The sequence below is a fragment of the Pseudomonas sessilinigenes genome (assembly GCF_003850565.1).
Lineage (GTDB): Bacteria > Pseudomonadota > Gammaproteobacteria > Pseudomonadales > Pseudomonadaceae > Aquipseudomonas > Aquipseudomonas sessilinigenes.
In genome coordinates, this window is sequence record NZ_CP027706.1 from 4,076,604 (window position 1) to 4,102,254 (window position 25,651).

Annotated in this window: 25 protein-coding genes; 8 read left to right on the plus strand and 17 right to left on the minus strand. The window is 64.3% G+C overall.

Features of this window, described 5'->3' with window-relative positions; genetic code table 11:
- The 9 genes from hemW to C4K39_RS18880 form a co-directional block, all read right to left on the minus strand.
- A complete protein-coding gene (gene hemW, locus C4K39_RS18840; RefSeq protein ID WP_124347170.1) occupies window positions 1-1,203 on the minus strand; it encodes a radical SAM family heme chaperone HemW in 1,203 nt (400 codons plus the stop codon).
- Window positions 1,200-1,796 carry an RdgB/HAM1 family non-canonical purine NTP pyrophosphatase gene (gene rdgB / locus C4K39_RS18845; protein WP_083235652.1) on the minus strand — a complete coding sequence of 199 codons (597 nt, stop codon included), beginning with the start codon at window positions 1,794-1,796 and terminating at the stop codon, window positions 1,200-1,202. The genes hemW and rdgB overlap by 4 nt, the downstream gene beginning before the upstream one ends.
- Window positions 1,793-2,227, minus strand: a complete 435-nt coding sequence (locus C4K39_RS18850; RefSeq protein ID WP_068575480.1) for a DUF4426 domain-containing protein — start codon at window positions 2,225-2,227, stop codon at window positions 1,793-1,795. The genes rdgB and C4K39_RS18850 overlap by 4 nt, the downstream gene beginning before the upstream one ends.
- A 26-nt stretch (window positions 2,228-2,253) precedes the next feature.
- A complete protein-coding gene (gene metW, locus C4K39_RS18855) occupies window positions 2,254-2,874 on the minus strand; it encodes a methionine biosynthesis protein MetW (protein WP_068575481.1) in 621 nt (206 codons plus the stop codon).
- A 7-nt stretch (window positions 2,875-2,881) separates the two neighbouring features.
- Window positions 2,882-4,021: a homoserine O-succinyltransferase MetX gene (metX, locus tag C4K39_RS18860; RefSeq protein WP_068575482.1), complete on the minus strand. Its 1,140-nt coding sequence runs from the start codon at window positions 4,019-4,021 to the stop codon at window positions 2,882-2,884.
- A 105-nt stretch (window positions 4,022-4,126) separates the two neighbouring features.
- A complete protein-coding gene (locus C4K39_RS18865) occupies window positions 4,127-4,420 on the minus strand; it encodes a DUF167 domain-containing protein (protein WP_068575483.1) in 294 nt (97 codons plus the stop codon).
- Window positions 4,420-5,007 (minus strand): YggT family protein, encoded by a 588-nt coding sequence (locus C4K39_RS18870; protein ID WP_068575484.1) that lies wholly within the window; start codon window positions 5,005-5,007, stop codon window positions 4,420-4,422. Before C4K39_RS18870 ends, C4K39_RS18865 begins: the two co-directional genes overlap by 1 nt.
- Before the next feature lie 24 nt (window positions 5,008-5,031).
- Window positions 5,032-5,850 carry a pyrroline-5-carboxylate reductase gene (gene proC / locus C4K39_RS18875; RefSeq protein WP_068575485.1) on the minus strand — a complete coding sequence of 273 codons (819 nt, stop codon included), beginning with the start codon at window positions 5,848-5,850 and terminating at the stop codon, window positions 5,032-5,034.
- 33 nt (window positions 5,851-5,883) lie between these two features.
- The gene (locus C4K39_RS18880; protein ID WP_068575486.1) at window positions 5,884-6,582 is read right to left on the minus strand and encodes a YggS family pyridoxal phosphate-dependent enzyme; all 699 of its coding nucleotides are present in this window, start codon (window positions 6,580-6,582) and stop codon (window positions 5,884-5,886) included.
- 199 nt (window positions 6,583-6,781) lie between these two features.
- Here C4K39_RS18880 and C4K39_RS18885 point away from each other — a divergent pair, with 199 nt between their 5' ends.
- On the plus strand, window positions 6,782-7,816 hold the full coding sequence (locus tag C4K39_RS18885) for a type IV pilus twitching motility protein PilT (protein WP_124347171.1): 1,035 nt from the start codon (window positions 6,782-6,784) through the stop codon (window positions 7,814-7,816).
- A 44-nt stretch (window positions 7,817-7,860) separates the two neighbouring features.
- On the opposite strand, the gene C4K39_RS18890 is transcribed toward C4K39_RS18885, so the two are convergent.
- On the minus strand, window positions 7,861-8,484 hold the full coding sequence (locus C4K39_RS18890) for a C40 family peptidase (RefSeq protein ID WP_068576661.1): 624 nt from the start codon (window positions 8,482-8,484) through the stop codon (window positions 7,861-7,863).
- A 250-nt stretch (window positions 8,485-8,734) separates the two neighbouring features.
- On the opposite strand from C4K39_RS18890, the gene C4K39_RS18895 reads away from it, so the two are divergent.
- Entirely contained in the window at window positions 8,735-9,154 is a 420-nt protein-coding gene (locus C4K39_RS18895; RefSeq protein ID WP_068576663.1) for an NINE protein, read from the plus strand.
- Between the two features lie 69 nt (window positions 9,155-9,223).
- Here C4K39_RS18895 and C4K39_RS18900 read toward each other — a convergent pair whose 3' ends face one another.
- The 7 genes from C4K39_RS18900 to gshB all read right to left on the minus strand — a co-directional run bounded on the left by C4K39_RS18900 (window position 9,224) and on the right by gshB (window position 15,460).
- Window positions 9,224-10,495, minus strand: a complete 1,272-nt coding sequence (locus tag C4K39_RS18900; RefSeq protein ID WP_124347172.1) for a dihydroorotase — start codon at window positions 10,493-10,495, stop codon at window positions 9,224-9,226.
- Window positions 10,492-11,496, minus strand: coding sequence for an aspartate carbamoyltransferase catalytic subunit (locus tag C4K39_RS18905; protein WP_022641617.1), 1,005 nt, complete (start codon window positions 11,494-11,496; stop codon window positions 10,492-10,494). Before C4K39_RS18905 ends, C4K39_RS18900 begins: the two co-directional genes overlap by 4 nt.
- Window positions 11,497-11,523: 27 nt before the next feature.
- Complete coding sequence (gene pyrR / locus C4K39_RS18910; protein ID WP_124347173.1) at window positions 11,524-12,030, minus strand: bifunctional pyr operon transcriptional regulator/uracil phosphoribosyltransferase PyrR; 507 nt, start codon at window positions 12,028-12,030, stop codon at window positions 11,524-11,526.
- 260 nt (window positions 12,031-12,290) lie between these two features.
- Window positions 12,291-12,728, minus strand: coding sequence for a Holliday junction resolvase RuvX (gene ruvX, locus C4K39_RS18915; protein WP_068576668.1), 438 nt, complete (start codon window positions 12,726-12,728; stop codon window positions 12,291-12,293).
- Window positions 12,728-13,297 (minus strand): YqgE/AlgH family protein, encoded by a 570-nt coding sequence (locus C4K39_RS18920; protein ID WP_124347174.1) that lies wholly within the window; start codon window positions 13,295-13,297, stop codon window positions 12,728-12,730. Before C4K39_RS18920 ends, ruvX begins: the two co-directional genes overlap by 1 nt.
- Before the next feature lie 162 nt (window positions 13,298-13,459).
- Window positions 13,460-14,359, minus strand: coding sequence for an energy transducer TonB (locus C4K39_RS18925; protein WP_068576672.1), 900 nt, complete (start codon window positions 14,357-14,359; stop codon window positions 13,460-13,462).
- Between the two features lie 129 nt (window positions 14,360-14,488).
- Window positions 14,489-15,460 carry a glutathione synthase gene (gene gshB, locus C4K39_RS18930; protein ID WP_068576674.1) on the minus strand — a complete coding sequence of 324 codons (972 nt, stop codon included), beginning with the start codon at window positions 15,458-15,460 and terminating at the stop codon, window positions 14,489-14,491.
- A gap of 237 nt (window positions 15,461-15,697) precedes the next feature.
- On the opposite strand from gshB, the gene pilG reads away from it, so the two are divergent.
- The 6 genes from pilG to C4K39_RS18960 all read left to right on the plus strand — a co-directional run bounded on the left by pilG (window position 15,698) and on the right by C4K39_RS18960 (window position 25,650).
- Complete coding sequence (gene pilG, locus C4K39_RS18935) at window positions 15,698-16,102, plus strand: twitching motility response regulator PilG (protein ID WP_068576676.1); 405 nt, start codon at window positions 15,698-15,700, stop codon at window positions 16,100-16,102.
- 57 nt (window positions 16,103-16,159) lie between these two features.
- A complete protein-coding gene (pilH, locus tag C4K39_RS18940) occupies window positions 16,160-16,525 on the plus strand; it encodes a twitching motility response regulator PilH (protein ID WP_068576792.1) in 366 nt (121 codons plus the stop codon).
- A gap of 11 nt (window positions 16,526-16,536) precedes the next feature.
- Window positions 16,537-17,076, plus strand: coding sequence for a chemotaxis protein CheW (locus C4K39_RS18945; protein ID WP_068576678.1), 540 nt, complete (start codon window positions 16,537-16,539; stop codon window positions 17,074-17,076).
- A gap of 130 nt (window positions 17,077-17,206) precedes the next feature.
- Window positions 17,207-19,270, plus strand: a complete 2,064-nt coding sequence (locus C4K39_RS18950) for a methyl-accepting chemotaxis protein (protein ID WP_068576679.1) — start codon at window positions 17,207-17,209, stop codon at window positions 19,268-19,270.
- Between the two features lie 28 nt (window positions 19,271-19,298).
- Window positions 19,299-25,199 carry a hybrid sensor histidine kinase/response regulator gene (locus tag C4K39_RS18955; RefSeq protein WP_124347175.1) on the plus strand — a complete coding sequence of 1,967 codons (5,901 nt, stop codon included), beginning with the start codon at window positions 19,299-19,301 and terminating at the stop codon, window positions 25,197-25,199.
- Entirely contained in the window at window positions 25,192-25,650 is a 459-nt protein-coding gene (locus tag C4K39_RS18960) for a chemotaxis protein CheW (protein WP_068576682.1), read from the plus strand. The genes C4K39_RS18955 and C4K39_RS18960 overlap by 8 nt, the downstream gene beginning before the upstream one ends.
- Window position 25,651 lies beyond the last annotated feature (1 nt).

The following is a 25,651-nucleotide window of genomic DNA, read 5'->3' on the forward strand; positions in this document are numbered from 1 at the left end:
TTAGATCAGAAAGTATTGCAGCAGGTCGTTGAGGAACAGTTGCCCACGGGGCGTGGCCGCCAGGCGTGACGGTTCGACCTGCAACAAGCCGCTTTGTTCGGCTTGGCGCCGGGCTTCGGCGAGGCTGGCCAGGTCCAGGCCGGTACGCTGGGCGAACAGCACGGCATCCACGCCATCGGTCAGGCGCAGGGCGTTCATCAGGAACTCGAACGGCAGCTCATCGTTGCCCAGGGCCTTTTCACCGGCCTTGAACGACTTGGCCGGGTTCAGGTAGTCCTTGGGCAGGCGGGTTTTCCAGGTCCGCAGGATGCGTCCGTCCGGATGACTGAGCTTGCCATGGGCGCCGGCGCCGATGCCGATGAAGTCACCGAAGCTCCAGTAGTTCAGGTTGTGTCGTGCCGCACGGCCGGGCTGGGCATAGGCCGAGACTTCGTACTGGGCGTAGCCGTGCTCGGCCAGCAGTGCCTGGCCGGCTTCCTGGATGTCCCACAGGATGTCGTCTTCCGGCAACGTCGGCGGCTGGTTCCAGAACACCGTGTTGGGTTCCAGGGTCAGCTGGTACCAGGACAGGTGGGTCGGCTTCATGGCGATGGCTTGGCGCAGGTCGCCCAGGGCATCCTCCAGGGACTGGTCCGGCAGGCCGTGCATCAGGTCCAGGTTGAAGTTGTCGAACCCGGCCTGGCGCGCCATGTCGGCGGCCCGCACCGCTTCGGCACCACTGTGTATGCGACCCAGGGCCTCGAGCTTCTGCTCCTGGAAGCTCTGGATACCGATGGACAGGCGGTTGATCCCGAGGGCGCGATAGGCGGTGAACTTCTCCTGCTCGAAGGTCCCGGGGTTGGCCTCCAGGGTAATCTCGATGTCACTGGCGAACGGGATACGCTGCTGTACCCCGGCTAGCAACCGGCCCAGGGCCTGGGCGCTGAACAGGCTCGGGGTGCCACCGCCGAAGAAGATCGAGCTCAGTTCCCGGCCGTACGCGGCGGGCAGGTCCTGGTCGAGGTCGGCCAGCAGGGCGTCCACATACTCTTGCTCCGGCAGCGTCGGGCTGGCGGCATGGGAGTTGAAGTCGCAGTAGGGGCATTTGCGTACACACCACGGGATGTGGATGTACAGCGCCAGGGGCGGCAGCTGGGGCAGTGCCGCCCGGGGAGCGTGCGCGCCACCGAGGATCAGTGGCGACGCGGCTGGATCGTGGTTCATTGCAGGCCCAGGCGTTGCCGCAGGATGGCCATGGCGCGAGCGCGGTGGCTGAGCTGGTTCTTTTCCACCGGGTTCAGTTCGGCGCTGGAGCAATTGCGCTCCGGTACCCAGAACAGCGGGTCGTAGCCGAAGCCGTGTTCGCCACTGGCAGCGGTGAGGATGCGACCGTGCCAGAGGCCTTCGCAGAGGATCGGCAGCGGGTCGTCGGCGTGGCGCACCAGGGCCAGGACGCAGACGAACTGCGCACCGCGCTGGTCCTCGGGCACGTCCTTGAGGGCTTCTAGCAGCTTGGCGTTGTTCGCCGCATCGCCCTGGCCATCGGCGTAGCGCGCCGAATAGATGCCCGGGGCGCCGCCGAGGAAGTCCACTGCCAGGCCGGAGTCATCCGCCAGCGCCGGCAGGCCGGAGATGCGCGCGGCATTGCGCGCCTTGAGAATGGCGTTCTCGACGAACGACAGGCCGGTTTCCTCGGGCTCGATGCTGCTGAACTCGCCGATCGAGCGCAGCTGCACCGAGGCGCCGAGCATGGCCTGGAGTTCTTTGAGTTTGCCAGCGTTATGGCTGGCCAATACGAGTTGCGTGAGATTCATCATTCGCCCGGAAATAGCTCTTGGTTGAAGCTGAAGCTGTTGGTGTCACCGCCAGTCTGGACGCTGATGGTGAACGTACGGTTTTCCTGCTGTTCCACCGGGAACTGGGCGATGTAGTAGATCGCACCCTGTTCGGTGATCTGGCGGAACTTCAGCGGAATGCTCTTGCTGGTCAGGTCCTTGACCGTACCGCTGACTTGAGCGACCAACGGCTTGCCGTCCTTGATCAGCGAAACGTTGATCACCCCCTGGTTCTTGCTGCGAACCAGCTCCGCGGCCCTGGCGATGTCAGGTTGCAGGTAGGTGGAGTTGAACGTGTTGTAGTGCACGGTGATATCGCCGAACACCTCCTGGCGTTCGCCCTTGATCGGGTCCGCTGCCAGGGCTGTGAAGCTCAGGCAGGCAGCCAGTAGAAAAGTAACCAGACGTCCCATGATCGTTCTCCTCGACGCAACGTGGGTTAAACCGCGACCTTGTGCTCCTGCAGGCCGGGACTGCTGAGGCGGTAGATACCGATCTCCCCTAAGAGATTAGGCCATAGCTTACTGGCCCACCCATGGCGGTGTTGTTGATCGACCGCAAGACGGTTGATCACCCGGGCCTGGCGCTCGCGGCACAGCGCTTCGAAATCCTCGAAGGTGCAGAAGTGGATGTTCGGCGTGTTGTACCAGGTGTACGGCATGAATTCCGACACCGGCATCCGGCCCTTGCTGGCCAGGTACCAGCGGCAGCGCCAGTGGCCGAAGTTGGGGAAGGTGATGATGCACTGGCGGCCGACCCGCAGCATCTCGTCGAGCAGCTTGTCGGGGTAGTGCACGGCCTGTAGGGCCTGGGTCATGACCACGATATCGAAGCTGTTGCTGGCGAAGTTGCCCAGGCCCTTGTCCAGGTCCTGTTCGATCACGTTGATACCCTTGGCCACGCACTGGGCGATGTTGTCCGCGTCGTTTTCCAGGCCGTAGCCGGTCACTTGCTTGTGTTCTTGCAGCCAGCTCAGCAGTTCGCCGTTACCGCAGCCCAGGTCGAGGACGCGGCTGCCGGCGGGGATCCATTCCTGGATGATTTCCAGATCGGCTCTCATCGTGTCCTCACAGCGTGATGCGGTTCATGTAGTGACCAAATGCCTGCAGATACCTGGGGATCGGGATCAGGAAGGCGTCATGGCCTTGCGGGGCATCGATCTCCAGGTAGCAGACATCCTTGCGTGCAGCCATCAGTGCGTCCACCAGCTCTCGCGAGCGAGCCGGGGAGAAGCGCCAGTCGGTGGTGAAGGACATCACGCAGAACTTGGCCGTGGCGTTGGCAAAGGTCCTGGCCAGGTCATCGTCGAAGTTGGCCGCCGGGTCGAAGTAGTCCAGGGCCTTGGTCATCAGCAAGTAGGTGTTGGCGTCGAAACGTCCGGAGAACTCCTCGCCCTGGTAGCGCAGGTAGCTTTCCACCTGGAATTCCACGCTGTGGAAGTCGTAGTTGAGCTTTTCGCTCTTGAGGCCGCGGCCAAATTTCTCGCCCATGGAGTCGTCGGACAGGTAGGTGATATGCCCCACCATCCGCGCCAGCATCAGCCCGCGCTTGGGGACCACCTGGTGTTCCTGGAAGGAGCCGCCGTGGAACTCCGGATCGGTGAGGATCGCCTGGCGCGCCACTTCGTTGAAGGCGATGTTCTGCGCCGACAGCTTGGGCGCCGAGGCGATGGCCAGGCAATGCCGGACCCGATCCGGGTAGGTGATGGTCCATTGCAGGGCCTGCATGCCCCCGAGGCTACCGCCGATCACCGCAGCCCACTGGCCAATGCCCAGGCGGTCGGCCAGGCGAGCCTGGCTGTGCACCCAGTCTTCCACGGTCAGCACCGGGAAGTCGGCGCCGAATGGGCGGCCGGTCTCCGGGTTGAGGCTGCTGGGGCCGGTGGAGCCGTTGCAACCACCGAGGTTGTTGAGGCTGACCACGAAGAACTTGCTGGTGTCGATCGGCTTGCCCGGGCCAATGCAGCTGTCCCACCAGCCGGGCTTGCGGTCGTCGGGGCTGTGGTAGCCGGCAGCGTGATGGTGGCCGGACAGGGCATGGCAGATCAGTACCGCGTTGCTGGCGCTGGCATTGAGCTGGCCGTAGGTTTCGTAGATCAGGTCATAGGCTGGCAACGAGCGCCCGCAGGCCAGGGCCAGGGGCTCGCTGAAGTGCGCAACTTGAGGTGTGACCAGACCGACGGAATCGGGGGGGAAGGCAGTTGGCATCGACCCTGCTCTCATTCAAATGAGGCGTAAGTCTAAAGACCGCTGTGCCCAGCGGCAAGCAAAGCCCAGGCCGGCATTCGTTGCTGGAAATGGCCGGCCTGTGAATCAGCTGGGGCGCGCCAGGCCAGGCAGTTCCGGCAGTTTCTTCGGCGTCTGCAGGCGCACCCGCTTCTGTCGGTTCAGTTCACCGCTGACCAGGCTCACATGGCTCTTGGGAATGCCGAAGGCCTTGGCCAGGAACGCCATCAGGTGCGCATTGGCCTTGCCTTCGACGGGTGGGGCGGTGAGGCGGATTTTCAGGCGATCGCCATGCAGGCCAGCGAACTCATCGCTGCTGGCCTTGGGCTGCAGGTGACAATCGAGCAGCAGATCGTCACCGTCCCAGCGGAAATAGCTCATCAGATCAGCCCGAACAGCTCGCGAGGCATGAAGGTGTAGTACGCCAGCCGTGGGATCAACCCTTGTTGCAGCAGCTGGATCACCAGGAAGGCCAGGATCGGCGAGATATCCAGGCCGCCCAGGTTGGGCACGAAGCGGCGGAACGGCGCCAGTAGCGGCTCGCTGAGCTGGTAGGCCAGTTCAGCACCTGGGCTCTGGCTGCCTGGGGCGACCCAGGACAGGATCACGCTGATGATCATGGCGAAGAACCAGACCTTGAGAAACAGCGCGAAGATACCGATCGGTGCCCAGACCAGCAGGCCCAGCACGTTGAAGGGGATGCCATAGAGGGTCAGGACGATGGCGAACAGCACCATCTGCACCACTAGCGCCAGTACCAGCGAGGACATGTCCAGGCCGAACATGCTGGGGATCACCCGGCGCAACGGCTTGAGCAGGGGTTGGGTGGCCCGCACGATGAACTGGCAGATCGGGTTGTAGAAGTTGGCCCGCACCGCTTGCAGCATGAAGCGCAGCAGGACGACCAGCAGGTAAAGGCTGCCCAGGGTCTGGATCACCAAAATGGCAGCGTCGTTGAGTCCGAACATTATCGATTCCTTTGTAGGGGCGAATTAGCGGCCGAGTTGTTCGGCCATTTCTGCCGAACGGTGCGCGGCGGCACCCAGAGCTTTTTCCACCAGAGCCTCGAAACCGTCGGCCTGGAACGATTTGATCGCCGCCTCGGTAGTACCGGCGGGCGAGGTCACGCGACGACGCAGCTCGGCGGCATCGACATCGCTGGAGACCGCCATGTGGGCTGCTCCAAGGGCCGTTTGCAGGGTCAGTTGGGCGGCGGTTTCCCGTGGCAGGCCGAGCTTTTCGCCTGCGGCGGTCATGGCCTCGATCAACAGGAAGAAATACGCCGGGCCGCTGCCGGATACCGCGGTTACCGCATCCAGCTGCTGTTCCTGTTCCAGCCACAGGGCGGTGCCCACGGCGGACAGCAGTTCTTCGGCCTGGCGGCGTTGCTCGGCGCTCACCCGGTCGGTGGCATACAGGCCGCTGACACCTTGGCGCAGCAGGGCCGGGGTGTTGGGCATGCAGCGCACGATCGGCTGCTCGCCGAGCCAGGCGCCCATGCTCGCGCAGGTGATGCCGGCAGCGATGGAGACCACCAGTTGCTGGGGTTGCAGGCTCGGACGCAGGGCTTCGCAAACGGCCTTCATGGCTTGTGGCTTGACTGCCAGGACGATCACATCGACCCCGGCAATGGCCTCGGCGTTGTCGGCGAAGACCTGGATGCCGTGTTCGGCGGCCACCTTGGCCCGGGTCTCGGCGCCAGGGTCACTGGCGCGGATCTGTGAGGCGTCGAGGCCTTTGGCCCGCAGGCCGCCGATGAGACTGGCCGCCATGTTGCCGGCACCGATAAAAGCGATACGAGTCGTGTTCATGACAGGTCCTTATCAGGGTCAGGGCCAGTTCCGTCAGGACTGGCTGTAGTCGCGGGCGCCAAACAGGGCGGTACCGATCCGCACCCAGGTGGCGCCTTGGGCGATGGCCGCTTCGAGATCGTGGCTCATGCCCATGGAGAGGGTATCCAGGGACAGCCCAAGGCTGCCGCGCAGGTGGTTGTTCAGGTTCTGTACCGCAGCGAACGCAGCGTGTTGGGCCGCAGGATCCTCGGTAGGTTCGGGAATCGCCATCAACCCGCGCAAGCGCAGGTTTGGCAGGGCGTCGATGGCTCTGGCCAGGGCCGGTAGCTCATCAGGGGTACAGCCGGACTTGCTGGCCTCGCCGCTGACATTGACCTGGATGCAGATGTTCAATGGAGCCAGGTCGGCCGGGCGTTGTTCGGACAGGCGTTGTGCGATTTTCAGGCGGTCCACGGAATGCACCCAGTCAAAATGCTCGGCAATGGCGCGAGTCTTGTTCGACTGAATGGGGCCGATGAAGTGCCAACTCAAGGGCAAATCCGTCAGTTCCTGCTGTTTGCCCAGGGCTTCCTGCAGGTAGTTCTCGCCAAAGTCGCGCAGGCCGGCGGCATAGGCTTCGCGCAGGGCCGCGGCGGGCTTGGTCTTGCTCACGGCCAGCAGTCGAACGCTGTCCGGGGCACGTTGTGCGGCCTGGCAGGCACTGCGGATGCGTTCGGCTACCAGGGCAATGTTGTCTGCTATCGTGGACATTCGATTCCGTCTCAAAAGTACCTGCGACCGGGCGTCTACCGCCCGGGCCGCCATGCGCCGCTGAATCCACCAGCCCCTCTGTCCATCGACCCTGGCCTTGCTCGAGGGTCGCGCCGGACATCGCCTGGCACTCGCAAGCGAACCGATGGGGCGAACGGGGGCTGAAGCTCGCGGCATTCTACTGGAATTGGAGGGCACTATGGACATCACCGAGCTGCTGCTCTTGAGCGTTTCCCGAGGCGCTTCCGACCTGCACCTATCGGCTGGCCTGGCACCGCGGTTGCGCATCGATGGCGATATCTGCCCGCTGGATAGCCCGGCCCTGGAAGGGCCGCAAGTACTGGCCATGATCCACGCCCTGATGAGCCAGGCGCAACGTGACGCCTTTGCCAGCCTCCAGGATCTGGACTTCGCCTATGAACTGCCGGGCGTGGCCCGATTCAGGGTCAATGCCTTCCAGCATGCCCGGGGCGCGGGAGCGGTGTTGCGCCTGGTGCCTTCGCAGGTGCAGAGCCTGGAGGTGCTGGGCCTGGGCCAGGTGCTCCGGCAAATCGCCGAGGTGCCCAGGGGGCTGGTGTTGGTCACCGGGCCTACCGGTAGCGGCAAGTCCACCACCCTGGCGGCGATGATCGATCATCTGAACCGTAGCCGCCGCCAGCACATCATCACCATCGAGGACCCCATCGAGTTCATCCATCCGCAACAGGCATGCCTGGTGCATCAGCGTGAAGTCCAGCGCGATACCCGAAGCTTCGCCAGCGCCTTGCGTGCGGCCTTGCGCGAAGATCCGGATGTGATCCTGCTGGGAGAGCTCCGGGATCTTGAGACCATTCGTTTGGCGTTGACCGCTGCGGAAACCGGGCACCTGGTGTTCGCCACCCTGCACACGTCATCGGCGGCCAAGACCATCGATCGCCTGGTGGATGTGTTTCCGGGGGAGGAGAAAGCGCTGGTGCGCTCGATGCTGGCCGAGTCGCTACAGGCGGTGATTGCCCAGGTATTGCTCAAGCGCGTGGGCGGTGGGCGAGTGGCGGCTTGCGAGATCATGCTGGGGACCGCCGCGATCCGGAACCTGATCCGCGAGGACAAGGTGGCGCAGATGTATTCGGCAATCCAGACCGGTGGCGCACAGGGGATGCAGACCCTGGACATGAGCCTGAAAGTGCTGGTGGGGCAGGGTTTGATCAGCCGCGAGCAAGCGCGGGAGAAGGCACGGGTGCCGGAGGGTTTTTGAAGGAAAGGCATTCGCCGCCAGGTTGGCCTGGCGGCGAAGCGCAATCAGCGCTGGACGACCCGCAGGGCCTTCTGTTCCTTGGGCAGGACCCGCTTGGCGACCACGTAGTGATTGTCCCAGTAGGGCTTCTTCAGGGTATCGATGGTCACCGCCTTGCCGCGTCGTGGGGCATGGATGAAACGATCGTTGCCCAGGTAGATGGCGACATGGTTGACCTTGCGGCTCTTGATGTTGAAGAACAGCAGGTCGCCGGGCTTGAGGTCCTTGCGCTCGACCTTTTGCCCGTGCCCGCTGGCCATGGCATTGGAAGTGCGTGGCAAGTCTACGGCGGCGACGTCATTGAAGGCATACTTCACCAGGCCGCTGCAGTCAAAACCCTTGCTTGGGCTGCTGCCGCCCCAGCGATAAGGCGTGCCGAGGGCATTGACGGCGCGGCTGAGTACGTTGCTGCTCTGCTTGGTACCCATTTGGGGCACCAGCTTGCTGTCGACCTTGGCCAGTTGGGTGGAATGTCGGCTGGTGGTCTTGTGCTTGGCCGAGACCGTCGAAACATGGGATTTCGGGGTATAGCCGTTGATGTTGGGAAGTCGTTGCTCACGGTTGGTGGCGTGGGCGGCCAGTGGCATTAATAGGCAAATGGTTAGCCATGTCTTGAAAAATGGACGCATTAGGCAAGGCTCTTATTGGTTAGCGCGCAACTTTATAACAGCTTTCAGGTCATTTCCGAGGCCGTTTGTCGATTCAACCTTGGGGTCAACTTCGGCAAAGAGGCGGCAACTTGACGCAGAAAACCGTCAGAAGTCAGGCAATACAAGGCTTTGACGGACGACAAGGTAGCATCGGTCGCATGTCGAGCGCCTGTAAAAAAGTCACAAAATTTTTGAGAATTTTTATCTATCACCCGCCAAGAGGTATCCAATGAACACCTATCAACAGGGCATGCCTGCCCATGACACCCACAGCAAGGTGATCGGCTACCTGCTATGGATCTTCGGTTTTACCGGGGCCCACCGCTTCTATTACGGCAAGCCTGTGACCGGGACGATCTGGTTCTTCACGTTCGGCTTGCTGGGTATTGGCTGGCTGATCGACCTGTTCCTGATCCCGTCCATGGACCGTGAAGCAGACCAGCGCTTTACCTCGGGCCCGCTGGAATACAGCGTGGCCTGGATACTCCTGACCTTCCTCGGAGTGTTCGGCGTGCACCGCATGTACCAGGGCAAATGGTTGAGCGGGGTGCTCTACCTGTTCACCGGTGGCCTGTTCTTCATTGGGGTGCTGTATGACTTCTGGACCCTGAACGACCAGGTATCCCTGGAGAACGCCAAGCGCCTTTGATCCCTTCATCGGCGCATGGGTGATGACGATCCTTGTAGCCGCCGCCTGTGGCAGCGGCTACAGGGTCAATCAGCCCTGGTGGCTGATATGGCCATCCACCAGGGTGTAGCGTACTGCGCCCGGCAGGCTATGGCCGAGGAACGGGCAGTTCTCGCCACGGGACAGCCAGCGCTCGCCAGCCACGGTTGAGCTGGCCGGGTCGAACAGCACCAGGTCCGCCGCGCCACCCACCACCAGCTTGCCGGCTGGCAGGCGCAGGGCTTCGGCCGGGCCGGCGCTCAGGCGCGTCATCAGGGTCGGCAGGTCCAGCAGGCCGTCCTGTACCAGGGTCAGGGCCAGCGGCAGCAACAGTTCGACGCTGCTGATCCCGGGCTCGGTGGCGCCGAACGGGGCCAGCTTGGCATCGCGCTCATGGGGCTGGTGATGGCTGGCGATGGCTTGTACCACGCCGGACTTCACCGCTGCGCGCAGGGCCTCACGGTCGGCGTGCGAACGCAGGGGCGGCTGTACGTGATACAGGCTGGAGAAGTCGATCAGCGCCTCATCGGTCAGGATCAGCTGATACAGGGCGACATCGGCGGTGACCGGCAAGCCCCGGGCCTGGGCCTGGGCGATCAGTTCCACGCCGCGAGCGCTGGTCAGCTGGCTGAAGTGCGCACGCACCCCGCTTTGTTCCACCAGCAGCAGGTCACGGGCCAGGGCCACGGTCTCGGCACTTTCGGGAATTCCCGGCAGGCCGAGGAAGCTGGCGGTGGCGCCTTCATGGGCCAGGCCGCCTTCGGCCAGGTCGCGGTCCTGGGAATGGAAGATCACCGTCAGGTCGAACGTGGCGGCGTATTCCAGGGCGCGGCATAGGGTCCGGGTGCTGCGAAAACCCTCCAGGCCATTGCCAAAGGCCACGCAACCGGCGTCGCGCAGGGCGATCAGTTCGGCCAGTTGTTCGCCGTCCAGGCCCTTGCTCAGGGCGCCGATCGGGAACACCTTGCTGTTACCGGCTTCCCGGGCACGGTCGAGGATCAACTCGGCTACGGCCGAGGTGTCCAGCACCGGCTTGGTGCGGGGCGGGCAGCACAGGCTGGTGACGCCACCTGCGGCGGCGGCACGGGTTTCACTGGCGATCGTACCCTTGCGGCTGTAGCCCGGCTCGCGCAGGGCGACGTTCAGATCCACCAGGCCAGGCGCGGCCACCAGGCCCTTGCCGTCGATCACGGTGACGGCGTTGAAACCTTTCGGGGCGGCGCCGATGGCGGCGATCTTGCCGGCTTCAAGGTGCAGATCGGTAACTTGATCCAGGCCGCTGCTTGGATCGATGACGCGGGCGCCGAGAATGCTGAGCTTCACTGGGCGTTCTCCTGCTCGAATTGTCGCTGGGCGGTCTGCCCGCTCATGGCCATGGACAGTACGGCCATGCGCACTGCAATGCCGTAGGTCACCTGATTGAGGATCACCGAGTGCGGACCATCGGCCACTGCCGATTCGATCTCCACGCCACGGTTGATCGGGCCCGGGTGCATGACGATGGCGTCGGGCTTGGCGCCGGCCAGGCGCGCGGTGGTCAGGCCGAACAGGCGGTAGAACTCGCCTTCGCTGGGCAGCAGGCCGCCCTGCATGCGCTCGCGCTGCAGGCGCAGCATGATCACCACATCCACGTCCTTCAGGCCTTCGGCCATGTCGGTGTAGACCTTCACCCCGTACTGCTCGATGCCGATGGGCAGCAAGGTCTTGGGCGCGATCACGCGGATATCCGGGCAACCCAGGGTCTTGAGCGCCAGCATGTTGGAGCGTGCGACCCGCGAGTGCAGGATGTCGCCGACGATGGCCACCGAGAGATTCTCGAAGCCGCCCTTGTGCCGGCGGATGGTCAGCATGTCGAGCATGCCCTGGGTCGGGTGGGCATGGCGGCCGTCGCCGCCGTTGATGATCGCCACCTGTGGGCAAACGTGCTCGGCGATGAAGTGCGCGGCGCCGGAATCGCCGTGGCGTACCACGAACATGTCGGCCGCCATGGCCTCGAGGTTGCGCAGGGTGTCGAGCAGGGTCTCGCCCTTGCTCGCCGAGGAGGTGGACACGTTCAGGGTGATCACGTCCGCCGACAGCCGCTGGGCAGCCAGTTCGAAGGTGGTGCGGGTGCGGGTGGAGTTCTCGAAGAACACGTTGCATACGGTCTTGCCGCGTAGCAGCGGGACTTTCTTCACCGCCCGGGCGCCGACTTCGAGGAAGGAGTCGGCGGTGTCGAGGATTTCCGTCAGCAGCTCGCGGTTCAGGCCGTCGAGGGAGAGGAAGTGGCGCAGCTGGCCCTGATCGTTGAGCTGCAGCGGGCGCTTGGCGTCTAGAGGCGTCATCGCAATGGACTCTTTAAAAGGGCAGGTTTAGAGGGCGAGGTCTTGGAGCTCGAGTTGAAGCGGCGCAGGACCGGACAATTTTACCCGCTCGTGGGCTGCCAGCGACAGGGTCGCGCCCACCACATTCGGCCGGATCGGCAGTTCGGCGGCGTTCAGGTCCAGCAGGCAGACCAGGGTCACGCTGGCCGGGCGGCCATAGTCGAACAGCTCGTTGAGGGCCGCGCGGATGGTCCGGCCGCTCATCAGCACGTCGTCGATCAGCACCAGGTGCTGGCCTTCGATCTCGAACGGCAGCTCGGACGGGCGGACTTGAGGATGCAGGCCGTTCTGGCTGAAGTCATCGCGGTAGAAGGAGACGTCCAGGGTGCCCAGGGGGACGTCGCTGCCCAGGGATTCCAGCAGGGCCTGGGCCACCCAGACACCGCCGGTACGGATACCGATGAAGCGAGGCTCGTTGATGGCGCGCTGGGCCAGGTGGGCTTTGAGATCGATGGCCATCTGGCTGATCAGGGCGGCGGGATTGGGCAGGCTCATGGTGGCTCCTTCGTGGGCTCGCGCCTTGTTGTCCGGTAGCGGGGCGCGGTGACTTGGAACCTGCCCGGGATCTGCTGCGCTTGGCTCGTGGGGCGTTGCAAATGGCTTCGAAATGCTCATTTAGGTGCCTAAACTCCGCTTTCTGCGCCATTCCTGACTCGCCCGAGCATCGCTCGCTGGATCGTTGGCAGGTTCTTGTGGCTGGTGTCGGGCCAGGAGGCGCGCAGCCGCAGGCCGCGCATCCTCAGGATTCGGGGTTACTAGGTATTCAGCAGGCTGGTGTTCTCGTCGAGCCAGCCCTGCAGCAGCAGGGCGGCGGCAATGGCATCCACCGGATTGTCGCGATAGCTGCCCTTCTGGCCGCCCCGGGCCAGGCGTTCGCCCTTGGCCTCGAAGGTGGTCAGGCGCTCATCGTGGGTATAGAAGGGCACGTTGAAGCGCCCGTTCAGGCGCCGGGCGAACTTCTCGGCGCGCTGGCACATCTCGCTGGGCGTGCCGTCCATGTTCAGGGGCAGGCCCACCACCACCGCATCGGGTTGCCATTCCTTGAACAGGGCTTCGACCTGGTTCCAGTCCGGAACACCGTTCTGCGCCCTCAAGGTACACAGCTCGCGAGCCTGGCCGGTGATGGCCTGGCCCACGGCAACGCCGATCTGCCGGGTACCGTAGTCGAAACCGAGAATCAGCTTCAGAGCCATCAGGCGTGGCCCGCCTGGCTGGTGAGCAGGCTCAGGTTGACTCCCAGGTGGCGAGCGGCTGCCTCAAGGCGCAGTTCGCTGCTGGTATTGAACAGGATGTCCGCGTCGAAGGGGCAGGTCAGCCAGACGTTGTCGGCCAGTTCTGCTTCCAACTGCCCGGCTTCCCAGCCGGCATAGCCCAGGGCGATCAGGCTCTTGGCTGGCCCTGTGCCGTCGGCGATGGCGAACAGCACGTCCTGGGAGGTGGACAACGATACGCCTTCGAGTTCGACCGTGGCCTGGTAGGTGAGGCCGTTGGGGTGCAGGACGAAACCGCGATCGGTCTGTACCGGACCGCCGCTGAAGACCGGCACATGCTGGCACAGCAGCGGCGCTTCTTCGTCGGGGCGCAGTTGTTCGAGGATATCGGCGAGGTTCAGGTCCTGGGGCCGGTTGATCACCAGGCCCATGGCGCCATTGGCGTTGTGCTCGACGATGTAGGTCACCGTCTGCGCAAAGTTCGGATCGACCATATGGGGCATGGCGATCAGGAAGTGATGCTTGAGGTAGCTGGGGCTGACATTTTTCATGAACGCTAGTGTGGCGGTGGCGAGCCCTGCTGACAAGCTGGCGATGTTGCCTTCGGGACGTCATCGCGCCAGGTTGTCGCTAGCGGGCTGGCGAGGTCGCCTATGGACCGGTCGGGGCGCTGGGCATGCGCCTGCGGCGCGGCAAACGAGCAGGCCGTGCGATCAGTTGCTGGACAGTTTGTCGCCGCGGGCAAAGCGCCAGGTGCGGATGATTTCCAGGCGATCGATGTCCGACAAGTCGCCGGTAAAGGGGGCGAACGGCGCGGCCAGGCGCACGATGCGCTGAGCGGCCTGGTCCAGCAGCGGCTGGCCAGAGGATTCCAGTACCAGCACCTCGTACAGCGAGCCATCGCGGTTGATCGAGACCATCAGCCGCAAGTTGCCGTAGATCTGCTTGCGCCGGGCTTCCTCGGGGTAGTTGAGGTTGCCGATGCGCTCGACTTTCTTGCGCCATTCGTCCTTGTACCAGGCGCCCTTGTCACGCATCGTCGAGGCAGCGCTCAGGCGATGGATGCGTGGGCGTTTGGCGTACAGCTGCTGCTCGTTGGCCAGCTCGGCCTCCAGGCTGGAGATCTCGCTGGAGAGCTGCGAGCTGTCGAAGGTCGGGGTGGCGGCCTTGGGAGTAGGCTCTTTCTTGACCTCTTCGCGCTGGGTCACGGTCTTTTTCGGCTTGGGCGCGGTGGTGGCGACGGCTGCCTTGGGCGCGACCTCCCGGGGTTCGGGCTTGACCGAGGGCGGTGGCACGACCTTTTTGACCGAGTTGTCCTGGAATGGCGCGACTTCAGTGGTCTTGGGAATGGCTTTTTTGTCCAGGGTGCCACTGCCTTGCTGGTTGTCCTGGGCCAGGAAATCGGCCTTCTTCGGCTGAGTCTCGCTCTTGAAGGTCGCCAGGGTGATTTCCAGGGTCTTGCTGATCTGCTTGGGCTCGGCAAAGGAGAAGCCCAGGCCGAGGATCAGCGCCAAGTGCAGGAGCGCGGCGAGGAACAGGGTAAATCCCAGGCGATCGGCCGCGCGTACGCCACCGTGGGCCAGTTCGGGTGGCAGGTCGGACGGAAGGCTCATTGGCGTTTCGACATCACAGCAGGCATTGCACAACCAACATCACGGTTTCACAGGCGGCGCATGATAACGCAATGTTGGTTTCAAGCTGTAAGCCTCAAGCTTCAAGCGACAAGCTGTATGTGATGCAGGTCAAGCTTGCGGCTTGTTGCTTGCGGCTTGCAGCTTGCTTTCGATGGCATCCATCAGCATGGCGCCGATATGAGTGCCGAAGGCATTGTCGATTTCGCGGATGCAGGTCGGGCTGGTGACGTTGATTTCCGTCAGGTGCTCGCCGATCACGTCGAGGCCGACGAACAGCAGGCCCTTGGCGCGCAGGGTAGGGCCGACCTGGGCGGCGATCCAGCGGTCCTTGTCGCTCAGCGGGCGGGCCTCGCCACGACCACCGGCGGCCAGGTTGCCGCGGGTCTCGCCGGCGGCGGGAATGCGTGCCAGGCAGTAGGGCACCGGTTCGCCATCGATCATCAGGATGCGCTTGTCGCCGTCCTTGATCGCCGGCAGGTAGGCCTGGGCCATGATCTGCTGGCTGCCCAGCACGGTCAGGGTCTCTAGGATCACCGACAGGTTCGGGTCGCCCGCGCGATGGCGGAAGATCGAGGTGCCACCCATGCCGTCCAGGGGCTTGAGGATCACGTCGCCATGCTGGGCGGCGAACTCGCGCAGCACGTCGGCGCGGCGGCTGACCACCGTGGGCGGGGTGCACTGCGGGAACAGCGTGGCGAACAGCTTTTCATTGCAGTCGCGCAGGCTCTGGGGCTTGTTGACCACCAGCACGCCGGCACTTTCGGCCTGTTCCAGCAGGTAGGTGGAGTAGACGAACTCCATGTCGAAGGGCGGGTCCTTGCGCATCAGGATCACGTCCAGGTCGCTCAGCGGGCTATCGACTTCGTCTTCCAGCTCGAACCATTTCTGCGGATCGGCGAAGACCTGCAACGGGCGCATGCGGGCCCGGGCCACGCCGGCGCTCTGGTAGAGATCGCGCTGCTCCATATAGAAGAGGGTCCAGCCGCGTTCCTGGGCGGCCAGCAGCATGGCCAGCGAGCTGTCCTTTTTATAGGAGATGCTGGCGATAGGGTCCATGACAATCCCGACGCGAACGCTCATGGGGTGGATTCCTTCAAGAAAATTAGTGGGCGCAGGCAAAAAAAGTGGCGTCAGAGTGGCGCTGACAGAGACCTGGGTCAAGGAAAAACCACTGCCCTGCATGGTCCATAGATTGCAGGGGGGAGAGTGTGCTAAAAAGGCTCGCATGCCGGGCCGGGGCCTTGAAGTTCAAGGGTTTGGAGCGTTGGCCCGCAGTACCGGATTAAATCGATTCGCTGGGGCGACGGTAGAGCAGATATGGAACAGCAATCCAACGCCTTGAAGGTCATGGTGATCGACGATTCGAAGACGATTCGTCGGACGGCCGAAATGCTGTTGAAGAACGTCGGTTGCGAAGTCATTACCGCAGTCGATGGGTTCGAGGCCCTGGCAAAGATCGTCGACCATCACCCCGGCATCATCTTCGTCGACATCATGATGCCGCGGCTCGACGGCTATCAGACCTGTGCGCTGGTCAAGAACAACAGCGCGTTCAAGTCCACTCCAGTGATCATGCTGTCCTCCAAGGACGGGCTGTTCGACAAGGCCAAGGGGCGTATCGTCGGTTCCGACCAGTTTCTGACCAAACCCTTCAGCAAGGAAGAACTGCTGAGCGCGATCAGGGCCCATGTCCCGGATTTCGTCGCGCAGGCGCCACAGTAGACAAGTACAGCGGTGCCCGGCCAATGGACCGGGCATCCATATCGTATGGGGAAGACCATGGCTCGTATCCTGATCGTCGACGACTCGCCGACCGAAATGTACAAACTTACCGGCATGCTGGAAAAGCACGGCCATGAAGTGCTCAAGGCCGAGAACGGTGCCGATGGCGTGGCCCTGGCCCGGGAAGAGAAGCCCGATGCGGTGCTGATGGACATCGTCATGCCCGGCCTCAATGGCTTCCAGGCCACCCGCCAGCTGACCAAGGACGCCGAGACCAGCCATATCCCGGTGATCATCATCACCACCAAGGACCAGGAAACCGACAAGGTCTGGGGAACTCGCCAAGGCGCCAGGGACTACCTGACCAAGCCGGTGGACGAAGAGACCCTGATCAAGACGCTGAACAACGTCCTGGCCGGCTGACCGCCCGGGCCATGAGCGAATCCAGGACCGCCTTCGAACTGCTGCTGGAGATCGACCAGCGCTGCCGCCTGCTGGCTGCCGACCTGCCGTCCCAGGAAACCCGCCAGCACAGCTGGAGCGGCATCGGTTTTCGCCTGGGAGCGTATTGGTACGTCGCGGCCATGGGCGAGATCAGCGAAGTCCTGCACGAACCGCGCTATACCCTGCTGCCAGGGGTCAAGCCCTGGGTCAAGGGCGTGGCCAACCTGCGAGGGCGGTTACTGCCGATCATGGACCTGTGTGCGTTCTTCGGGCATGAACTGTCGCCCCTGCGCAAGCAGCGCCGCGTGTTGGTGCTGGAGTACAAGGAACTGTTCGCCGGCTTGCTGGTGGATGAAGTGGCGGGTCTGCAGCACTTTTCCCAGGACACCCTGGAGCCGGGCCCTACCGACTTTGCCGATGCCGCGATCAACCCCTACCTGCAGGGGCAGTTTCGCGGCGAACGGATCTGGCAGGTCTTCAGCCCCTTCGCCCTGGCACGCTCGCCGGGGTTTCTGGAGGTGGCGGCGTGAACGGCGCCCAGCGCCCGGTGCTGGCCGCTGGTTGCACCTGGCAAGGCTGCTTTTTCCTGGATAAACCCATGCCGCCCCGGCGCCCCGGACGGCTGAATGCGGGATTGCCCGCGCGCCACAGGCCTGATCGATGACCAAAGCCAAACCCGGCAAGCCCCTGGAGGGCTCTCGCAGCCGCTCGCAGATCATCGTGCTGTTCATTGCACTGATCGTGTTCATCATGCTGCTGTTCGCCAACTTCGCCTACCTCAACACCCAGGCTACCTACGACAAGCAGTACATCGGTCACGCCGGCGAACTGCGGGTGCTGTCCCAGCGCATTGCCAAGAACGCCACCGAGGCGGCGGCGGGCAAGGCCGCGGCGTTCAAGTTGCTGGCCGATTCGCGCAATGATTTCGCCCAGCGCTGGGGCTACCTGAAGAAGGGCGACCCGGCCACCGGCCTGCCTGGAGCCCCGGTAACGCTGCGCCAGGAAATGCGCGCGGTGCAGCTGGACTGGGAAAAACTGCTGAAGAATGCCGACGCGATCCTCGCCAGCGAGCAGACGGTGCTGTCGTTGCACCAGGTGGCCGCGACCCTGGCCGAGACCGTGCCGCAATTGCAGGTGGAATACGAAAAGGTCGTGGAGATCCTGCTGCAGCGCGGCGCCCCCGCCAGCCAGGTGGCCATGGCCCAGCGCCAGTCGTTGCTGGCCGAGCGGATCCTCGGCGCGGTCAATACCGTGCTGGCTGGCGATGAAAATGCCGTGCAGGCGGCCGACGCCTTTGGCCGTGACGCCGCGCGCTTCGGCCAGGTGCTCAACGGCATGCTGCAGGGCAATCCGGGGTTGAAGATCAGCCAGGTCGAGGACCCCGATGCCCGTGCGCGCCTGGCGGAGATTTCCGAACTGTTCGAGTTCGTCTCAGGCTCGGTGGATGAGATCCTCGAGACATCCCCCGAACTGTTCCAGGTGCGCGAATCGGCGAGCAACATCTTCAGCCTGTCCCAGACCCTGCTGGACGAAGCCTCGTTGCTGGCCATCGGTTTCGAAAACCTGGCCGGCAGCCGTCACCTGGACACCATCGGCGGTTATGTCCTGGGCCTGCTGGCCCTGGCCTCGATCATCCTCATCGGCCTGGTGATGGTGCGCGAGACCAATCGCCAGCTGCGCGAGACGGCGGAGAAGAACGAGCGCAACCAGAACGCGATCATGCGCCTGCTGGACGAGATCGAAGACCTGGCGGACGGTGACCTGACAGTGACCGCCTCGGTGACCGAGGACTTCACCGGGACCATCGCCGACTCCATCAACTACTCGGTCGACCAGCTGCGCGATCTGGTGGCCACCATCAACCTCACCGCCGGCCAGGTGGCGGGCGCGGTACAGGAAACCCAGACCACCGCCATGCAGCTGGCCGAGGCCTCGGAGCACCAGGCGCAGCAGATTTCCGAAGCCTCCACGGCGATCAACGACATGGCCCAGTCCATCGACCAGGTATCGGCCAACGCCGCGGAATCCTCGGCGGTGGCCGAGCGTTCGGTGGAGATCGCCAACAAGGGCAACGAGGTGGTGCACAACACCATCCATGGCATGGACAACATCCGCGAGCAAATCCAGGACACCGCCAAGCGAATCAAGCGCCTGGGCGAGTCCTCCCAGGAAATCGGCGACATCGTCAGCCTGATCGACGACATTGCCGACCAGACCAACATCCTGGCCTTGAACGCGGCCATCCAGGCCTCCATGGCGGGCGACGCCGGTCGCGGTTTTGCCGTGGTCGCCGATGAAGTACAACGGCTGGCGGAACGCTCCTCGGCCGCTACCCGGCAGATCGAGACCCTGGTGCGGGCGATCCAGACCGACACCAACGAAGCGGTGATCTCCATGGAGCAGACCACCACCGAGGTGGTGCGTGGGGCACGCCTGGCGCAGGATGCCGGGGTCGCCCTGGAAGAGATCGAAGGGGTATCCAAGACCCTGGCGGCGCTGATCCAGAGTATTTCCAACGCCGCCCAGCAGCAGACGTCCTCGGCCGGGCAGATTTCCCTGACCATGAACGTGATCCAGCAGATCACCTCGCAGACTTCCTCCGGCTCCACGGCCACCGCCGAGAGCATCGGCAACCTGGCGAAGATGGCCAGCCAGCTGCGACGCTCGGTGTCCGGGTTCACCTTGCCGGCGACCCGGGCGCCTGCCACCAATGACAACCGCTGACTGAAACAAGGCTTTGACTGGAGTGGTTATGGTTGATCGGCATGACTATGTGGCCCTGGAATGGGTCAAGGGCGAAATTGCCGAAACCTTGCGCCAGGCCTATCAGGCGCTGGAGCACCTGGCGGATGAGCCCCAGGCCCTGGAGGCGCTGGACCACTGCCTGGAAGGCATTCATCAGGTCCATGGCAGCTTGCAGATGGTGGAGTTCTACGGCGCGGCCTTGCTGGCCGAAGAGATGGAACAACTCGCCATGGCCCTGCAGCAGGATCGCGTAGCCCATCGCGACGAGGCCCTGCGCCTGCTACGCCAGGCCATCGGCCAACTGCCGCAATACCTGGACCGGGTGCAGAGCGCGCGCCGCGACCTGCCGCTGGTGGTGCTGCCACTGCTCAACGACCTGCGCAGCGCCCGCGGTGAAAGCCTGCTTTCGGAAACCAGCCTGTTCAGCCCCCAGCTCCCCAGCTTGCCGCCTCTTGCCGACAAGGCCCTGGCCGCCCTCGAGCCGCTGGAATTCCCGACTCAATTGCGCAAGCTGCGGCACATGTTGCAGACCGCCTTGGTGGATCTGCTGCGCGAGCAGGACGATGAAGCCAGCCTCGGCCATATGGCCAAGGTCTTCGAGCGCCTGGAAGCCTTGTGCCAGGATGCACCGCTGGCGCCCTTGTGGCATGTCGCTTCTGCCTTGGTGGAAGGCATGCGCCAGGACGCGATTGCCAACAGCCCGGCGGTACGCAGCCTGCTCAAGGACGCTGACAAGGAACTCAAGCGCCTGCAGGAACAGGGCATGCGGGGGATCAACCAGGCGGCTCCCGCCGAGTTGCTCAAGAGCCTGCTGTTCTATATCGCCAAGGCGCGCCATCCCACCCCACTGATGCTGACCATGAAAGAACGTTACGGACTGGATGACGCATTGCCCGACAGTGCAGTGGTCGATGAAGAGCGCGCGCGCCTGGCCGGCCCCGACCGCGATGCCTTGCGTTCGGTGCTGACGGCGGTGTGCGATGGGTTGGTGCGGGTCAAGGAACGCCTGGACCTGTTCGTGCGCAGTGACCGCCAGCACGCCAGCGACCTGGATGGCCTGCTGGCGCCCCTGCGGCAGATCGCCGACACCCTGGCAGTACTGGGCTTTGGCCAGCCACGCAAGGTGATCATCGATCAGTTGGCCGTGGTCCAGAGCCTGGCCCAGGGCCAGCGCGCACCGGATGATGCGGTATTGATGGATGTGGCCGGCGCCTTGCTGTACGTCGAGGCGACCCTGGCCGGCATGGCCGGTACCGTGGAGCCGGAGAATCGCGAGGAAAGCCGCCTGCCCACCACCGACCTGACCCAGATCCACCAATTGGTGATCAAGGAGGCGCGGATCTGCCTGCAGCAGGCCAAGGACCTGATCGCCGAATCCATCGAGGCCGACTGGGAACATGAACCGCTGCTGGCGTTGCCGGAGTTGCTGACCCAGGTGCGTGGCGCCCTGGCGATGATCCCGCTGGCCCGGGCGGCGAACCTGCTGGAGGCCTGCAATCGGTACATCGGCGAGCGATTGCTGCTGGCGTCTTCCCGGCCGGGCTGGCAGCAGCTGGATCATCTGGCGGATGTGATCACCAGCCTGGAGTACTACCTGGAACGCCTGAGCGAAGACCCACAGGCGCCCGGGGAAAAGATTCTCGACGTTGCCCAGCAGGGGCTGGCTGCGCTGGGTTATGCGGTGGTGGAGCCAATACCGCCGCTGGAACGTCACCCCCTCCCGGAAAATGCCCAGGCCCAGACTGGAGCGGATGCGCCCCAGGCAACGGGGGCCCTGGCCGAGGCCCTGGCCACGCCGGTCTCGGTTCTCAACCCGCCCGCGTTGATCACTCCTGGCAGCCTGCTGCCGCCCCCGGAGGGCGAGGAACCGGTGGACGACGAGTTGCGCGAGGTCTTTCTCGAAGAAACCGAGGAAGTGCTGCAGATGCTTCGCGAATATCTGCCGCGTTGGGCCGCGGACCCCGAGGGCAAATCTGCGCTGAGTGAGTTGCGTCGTGCGTTTCACACGCTCAAGGGCAGCGGCCGCATGGTGCGTGCCCTGGTGCTGGGGGAGCTGGCCTGGGCCGTGGAAAACCTGCTCAACCGGGTGCTGGAGCGCAGTGTGGCGCCCAGTGTCGAAGTGCGCCAACTGCTGGGCGATACCCTGCAACTGCTGCCGGAGCTGATTGCTGAGTACGCCGCCCAGGCCCAGCGCCAGCGCGACGATGTCGATCGCCTGGCCGCGCGGGCCCACGCCCTGGCCAATGGCGTCACGGTAGCGGCCGTCGCCACACCGCGTAGCGAGGCCCTGGACCCGCAGTTGCTGGAGATCTTCCGGACCGAGGCCCAGACCCACCTGGACAGCATCAACCACTTTCTCGACCAGGCGGCCGAGCATGTGCCATTGCAAGCCAGCGATGCCTTGCAACGGGCCTTGCATACGCTCAAGGGCAGCGCCTCGATGGCAGGAGTGCTGCCCATCGCGGAGTTGGCCGGGCCTCTCGATCAGCTGGCGCGGGAGTACCGGGCACACTTGATTCCCCTGGACCTGGACGAAGTCGAACTGCTGCTGGAAGCCGAAGGCCTGCTGCGCAAGGGCTTGCGGCAGCTGGACAGCACGCCCCTGGCGCCGATCGACGGCGCGCGCGCGTTGGCCGGGCGAGCCCTGGCCCTACTGGGCGAGCGCCTGGAGGCCTTGCTCGATGCCCCGGACAGTGCGCCTCGGGCCAAGCGTGATCCGCAACTGATCAACAACTTCCTGGCCCAGGGCATGGACATCCTCCTGGATGCCGAGAGCCTGCTGTTGCGTTGGCAGCAGCATCCCGGCGAGCGCCAGGAACTCAGCGACCTGCTGGATGAGCTGACCACCCTGGGCGAAGGTGCGCATTTGGCGGACCTGCATCCGATGGACGCGCTGTGCGAGGCCCTGCTCGACTTGTATGGCGCAGTGGAGGAAAGCAGCCTGGCGGTCAGCGAGCGGTTCTTCCATGAAGCCCAGGCGGCCCACGACGCCTTGATCAACATGCTCGACGAACTCGCCGCGGGCCAGGAAGTCAGCCCGCGGCCGGAGCGAATCCAGGCCTTGCGCGAGCTGCTGGACGAAGGCCTCGATCCATCCGTCGCCGGCCTGATCAGGAGCGATGGCAGCCGGACCTTGAGCATCAGCGAGTTGAGCGCGGCGACGGCGAGCCTTGAGCGACAGCTGCCACCGCAGGCAGACGATGAGCTGGTGGAGATCTTCCTCGAGGAAGCGGTGGATATCCTCGACAGCGCCGGCCAGGCCCTGCAACGCTGGTTATCGGACCCCGAGAACGCTGCACCGCTGTCATCCCTGCAGCGGGACATGCACACCCTCAAGGGCGGAGCGCGGATGGCCGAGGTGGCGTCGGTGGCGGAACTGGCCCAGGAGCTGGAGTCGCTGTATGAGGGCCTGGTGGACCGGCGCTATAGCTACGGCCAGCACCTGGGACTGCTGTTGCGCAGCAGTCATGAGCAACTGGCGCTGCTGCTCCAGCAAATCCAGGGGCAGCGCCCACTGGATGACTCCCGGGCCCAGGTCGAGGCGGTACGGGCCTACCGGCAACAGACCTCCAGCCCTGTGGACGTTGTCCCCGGCGCCGAGCCTGACGATCCTGCGACCCAGGACCCGGAACTGCTGGAGATTTTCCTGGAGGAAGGTTTCGACATCATCGACAGCTCCGCTGCCGCCTTGAGTCGCTGGCAGGCCGATCCTCAGGCCCGCCAGGAAGTGGAGACCCTGCTACGTGACCTGCACACCCTCAAGGGCGGGGCGCGGATGGTGGAAATCGCCGCCATCGGCGATCTGGCCCATGAGCTGGAGTTTCTCTTCGAGGGCCTGTCTGCCGGCCTGCTGCAGCCCAGCCCGGCGCTGTTCACCCTGTTGCAGAAAAGCCACGACCGCCTGGCCCAGATGCTCGATGCCGCCCGGGCCGGGCAAGCCATCGAACCGGCGCAGAAGCTCATCGATGCCATCCACGACCTGAGCCATCCCCGAGTCTCGGGCGCCCCGGTGGCGGATCTACCGTTGCTTTCCGGCAAGCCCGAGCCTGCACCGCAAGCGGAAGTCGCGGTCGGGGCGGACATGGTCAAGGTTTCGGCGGAGCTGCTGGACGACCTGGTGAACCTGGCCGGGGAAACCTCGATCTTCCGAGGCCGTATCGAGCAGCAGGTCAACGATGCACGGATCGCCTTGAGCGAGATGGAAACCACCATCGAGCGTATTCGCGACCAGTTGCGTCGCCTGGACACCGAGACCCAGGGGCGGATTCTCAGCCGCCAGCAGGTGGAGGCCGAACGCCTGGGCTACGAAGAGTTCGACCCCCTGGAAATGGACCGCCACTCGCAGTTGCAGCAGTTGTCGCGGGCCCTGTTCGAATCGGCCTCCGACCTGCTGGACCTGAAGGACACCCTCGATCGGCGCAACCATGACGCCGAGAACCTGCTGCAGCAACAGGGGCGGATCAATACCGAATTGCAGGAAGGCCTGATGCGCACGCGCATGGTGCCCTTCGAGCGCATGGTGCCGAGGTTGCGCCGCATTGTTCGCCAGGTGGCCGAAGAGTTGGGCAAGGATGTGGCGTTCGTGGTTGGCAACGCCGAAGGTGAGATGGACCGCAACGTCCTGGAGCGCATGGTCGCGCCCCTGGAGCACATGTTGCGCAATGCCGTCGACCATGGCCTGGAGTCTGCCGAGGCCCGTCGAGCCGCGGGCAAGCCGGAGCAGGGGCGAATTACCCTGGACCTGTCCCGCGAGGGCGGTGACATCATCTTCGACATGCGCGATGACGGTGCCGGGGTGCCCTTGGAGGCGGTGCGCAAGAAGGCCATCAAGCGCGGCCTGCTGGACCCGCAGGCGCAGCTCAGCGATCGCGAAGTGTTGCAGTTCATCATGCAGCCGGGCTTCTCCACTGCCGAAAAGATCACCCAGATCTCCGGGCGCGGAGTGGGTATGGATGTGGTGCATGAGGAGGTACGCCAGCTGGGCGGGAGCATGAGCATCGATTCGGTAGCCGGGCTGGGCGTGCACTTTCGCATCCGCCTGCCCTTCACCGTTTCGGTCAACCGGGCGCTGATGGTGCAGTGCGCCGACGAACAGTATGCAATCCCGCTCAATACCGTGGAGGGCATTGTCCGGGTGCTGCCGGGAGAGCTGGACACCTACTATCAACTCGACCCGCCACGCTACGAATACGCCGGCCAGTGCTATGACCTGTGCTACCTCGGGGAGCTGCTGCACACCGTGCCGCGACCCAAGTTGCTGGGCCAGGTCGTCGCGCTGCCGGTGTTGCTGGTGCACTGCAACGAACAGCGGATCGCGGTGCAGGTGGACGCCACCTTCGGCACCCGGGAAATCGTGGTCAAGAGCCTGGGGCCGCAGTTCGCCGCGGTCCAGGGGTTGTCGGGGGCGACGATCCTCGGCGATGGCCGGGTGGTGTTGATCCTCGACCTGCTGGCGCATATTCGTGCCCTGCAGGCCTTGGCACCGCTGCCCCGGGCTGCCGGGGAAGAAGCATCCGTCGAGGTGCAGCCGGTACGGCCGATGCTGGTGCTGGTGGTGGACGACTCGGTCACCGTGCGCAAAGTCACCAGCCGTTTGCTGGAGCGCCATGGCATGAACGTGCTCACCGCCAAGGATGGAGTCGATGCCATGGCCTTGCTGGCCGAGCACACCCCGGACCTGATGCTGCTGGATATCGAGATGCCGCGCATGGACGGTTTCGAGGTGGCGATCCAGGTGCGCAACGATCCGCGCCTGCACAGCCTGCCGATCATCATGATCACCTCGCGTACCGGCCAGAAGCACCGCGACCGAGCCATGGCCATCGGCGTCAACGACTACCTCGGCAAGCCTTATCAAGAGTCGGTGCTGCTGGAAAGCATCGCCCTGTGGAGCAAGAACCATGCTTGACCACCGCGCCAGCAGCCTGACCGGACTGCTGCTGCCCCTGGCCGATCGCACCCTGATCCTACCCAATGTCGCGGTGGCCGAGCTGATCGACTACCAGCAGGGGCGCTTCGACCTCGACTCGCCGCCCTGGTACCTGGGGCGGGTGCAATGGCGCGACCGGCAGATTGCGCTGGTCAGCTTCGAATCAGCCTGTGGCAACCCCACGGTGATCGGCGAGCGGGCGCGGATCGTCGTGCTCAACGCCCTGGGCGGGCGCCCGGAGCTGAAGTTCATCGCCTTGCTGGTGCAAGGCATTCCGCGCTCCTGCAAGCTCGACAGCCAGCTGAGCTATGTCGATGTGCCCCTGGCGCCCCTGGAGATGGCCGCGGTACAGGTTGTCGAGCAGGTGGCCCGGGTGCCCGACCTGCTGGCCCTGGAGGAGTTGCTGGTCGGTGCCGGGCTAGCTTTCTAGG

Excerpts from the sequence above, each read along its gene's own strand:
- hemW (WP_124347170.1), bottom strand. The coding sequence starts at position 1,203 with ATGAACCACGATCCAGCCGCGTCGCCACTGATCCTCGGTGGCGCGCAC.
- rdgB (WP_083235652.1), bottom strand. The coding sequence starts at position 1,796 with ATGATGAATCTCACGCAACTCGTATTGGCCAGCCATAACGCTGGCAAA.
- C4K39_RS18850 (WP_068575480.1), bottom strand. The coding sequence starts at position 2,227 with ATGGGACGTCTGGTTACTTTTCTACTGGCTGCCTGCCTGAGCTTCACA.
- metW (WP_068575481.1), bottom strand. The coding sequence starts at position 2,874 with ATGAGAGCCGATCTGGAAATCATCCAGGAATGGATCCCCGCCGGCAGC.
- metX (WP_068575482.1), bottom strand. The coding sequence starts at position 4,021 with ATGCCAACTGCCTTCCCCCCCGATTCCGTCGGTCTGGTCACACCTCAA.
- C4K39_RS18865 (WP_068575483.1), bottom strand. The coding sequence starts at position 4,420 with ATGAGCTATTTCCGCTGGGACGGTGACGATCTGCTGCTCGATTGTCAC.
- C4K39_RS18870 (WP_068575484.1), bottom strand. The coding sequence starts at position 5,007 with ATGTTCGGACTCAACGACGCTGCCATTTTGGTGATCCAGACCCTGGGC.
- proC (WP_068575485.1), bottom strand. The coding sequence starts at position 5,850 with ATGAACACGACTCGTATCGCTTTTATCGGTGCCGGCAACATGGCGGCC.
- C4K39_RS18880 (WP_068575486.1), bottom strand. The coding sequence starts at position 6,582 with ATGTCCACGATAGCAGACAACATTGCCCTGGTAGCCGAACGCATCCGC.
- C4K39_RS18885 (WP_124347171.1), top strand. The coding sequence starts at position 6,782 with ATGGACATCACCGAGCTGCTGCTCTTGAGCGTTTCCCGAGGCGCTTCC.
- C4K39_RS18890 (WP_068576661.1), bottom strand. The coding sequence starts at position 8,484 with ATGCGTCCATTTTTCAAGACATGGCTAACCATTTGCCTATTAATGCCA.
- C4K39_RS18895 (WP_068576663.1), top strand. The coding sequence starts at position 8,735 with ATGAACACCTATCAACAGGGCATGCCTGCCCATGACACCCACAGCAAG.
- C4K39_RS18905 (WP_022641617.1), bottom strand. The coding sequence starts at position 11,496 with ATGACGCCTCTAGACGCCAAGCGCCCGCTGCAGCTCAACGATCAGGGC.
- pyrR (WP_124347173.1), bottom strand. The coding sequence starts at position 12,030 with ATGAGCCTGCCCAATCCCGCCGCCCTGATCAGCCAGATGGCCATCGAT.
- ruvX (WP_068576668.1), bottom strand. The coding sequence starts at position 12,728 with ATGGCTCTGAAGCTGATTCTCGGTTTCGACTACGGTACCCGGCAGATC.
- C4K39_RS18920 (WP_124347174.1), bottom strand. The coding sequence starts at position 13,297 with ATGAAAAATGTCAGCCCCAGCTACCTCAAGCATCACTTCCTGATCGCC.
- C4K39_RS18925 (WP_068576672.1), bottom strand. The coding sequence starts at position 14,359 with ATGAGCCTTCCGTCCGACCTGCCACCCGAACTGGCCCACGGTGGCGTA.
- gshB (WP_068576674.1), bottom strand. The coding sequence starts at position 15,460 with ATGAGCGTTCGCGTCGGGATTGTCATGGACCCTATCGCCAGCATCTCC.
- pilG (WP_068576676.1), top strand. The coding sequence starts at position 15,698 with ATGGAACAGCAATCCAACGCCTTGAAGGTCATGGTGATCGACGATTCG.
- pilH (WP_068576792.1), top strand. The coding sequence starts at position 16,160 with ATGGCTCGTATCCTGATCGTCGACGACTCGCCGACCGAAATGTACAAA.
- C4K39_RS18945 (WP_068576678.1), top strand. The coding sequence starts at position 16,537 with ATGAGCGAATCCAGGACCGCCTTCGAACTGCTGCTGGAGATCGACCAG.
- C4K39_RS18950 (WP_068576679.1), top strand. The coding sequence starts at position 17,207 with ATGACCAAAGCCAAACCCGGCAAGCCCCTGGAGGGCTCTCGCAGCCGC.
- C4K39_RS18955 (WP_124347175.1), top strand. The coding sequence starts at position 19,299 with ATGGTTGATCGGCATGACTATGTGGCCCTGGAATGGGTCAAGGGCGAA.
- C4K39_RS18960 (WP_068576682.1), top strand. The coding sequence starts at position 25,192 with ATGCTTGACCACCGCGCCAGCAGCCTGACCGGACTGCTGCTGCCCCTG.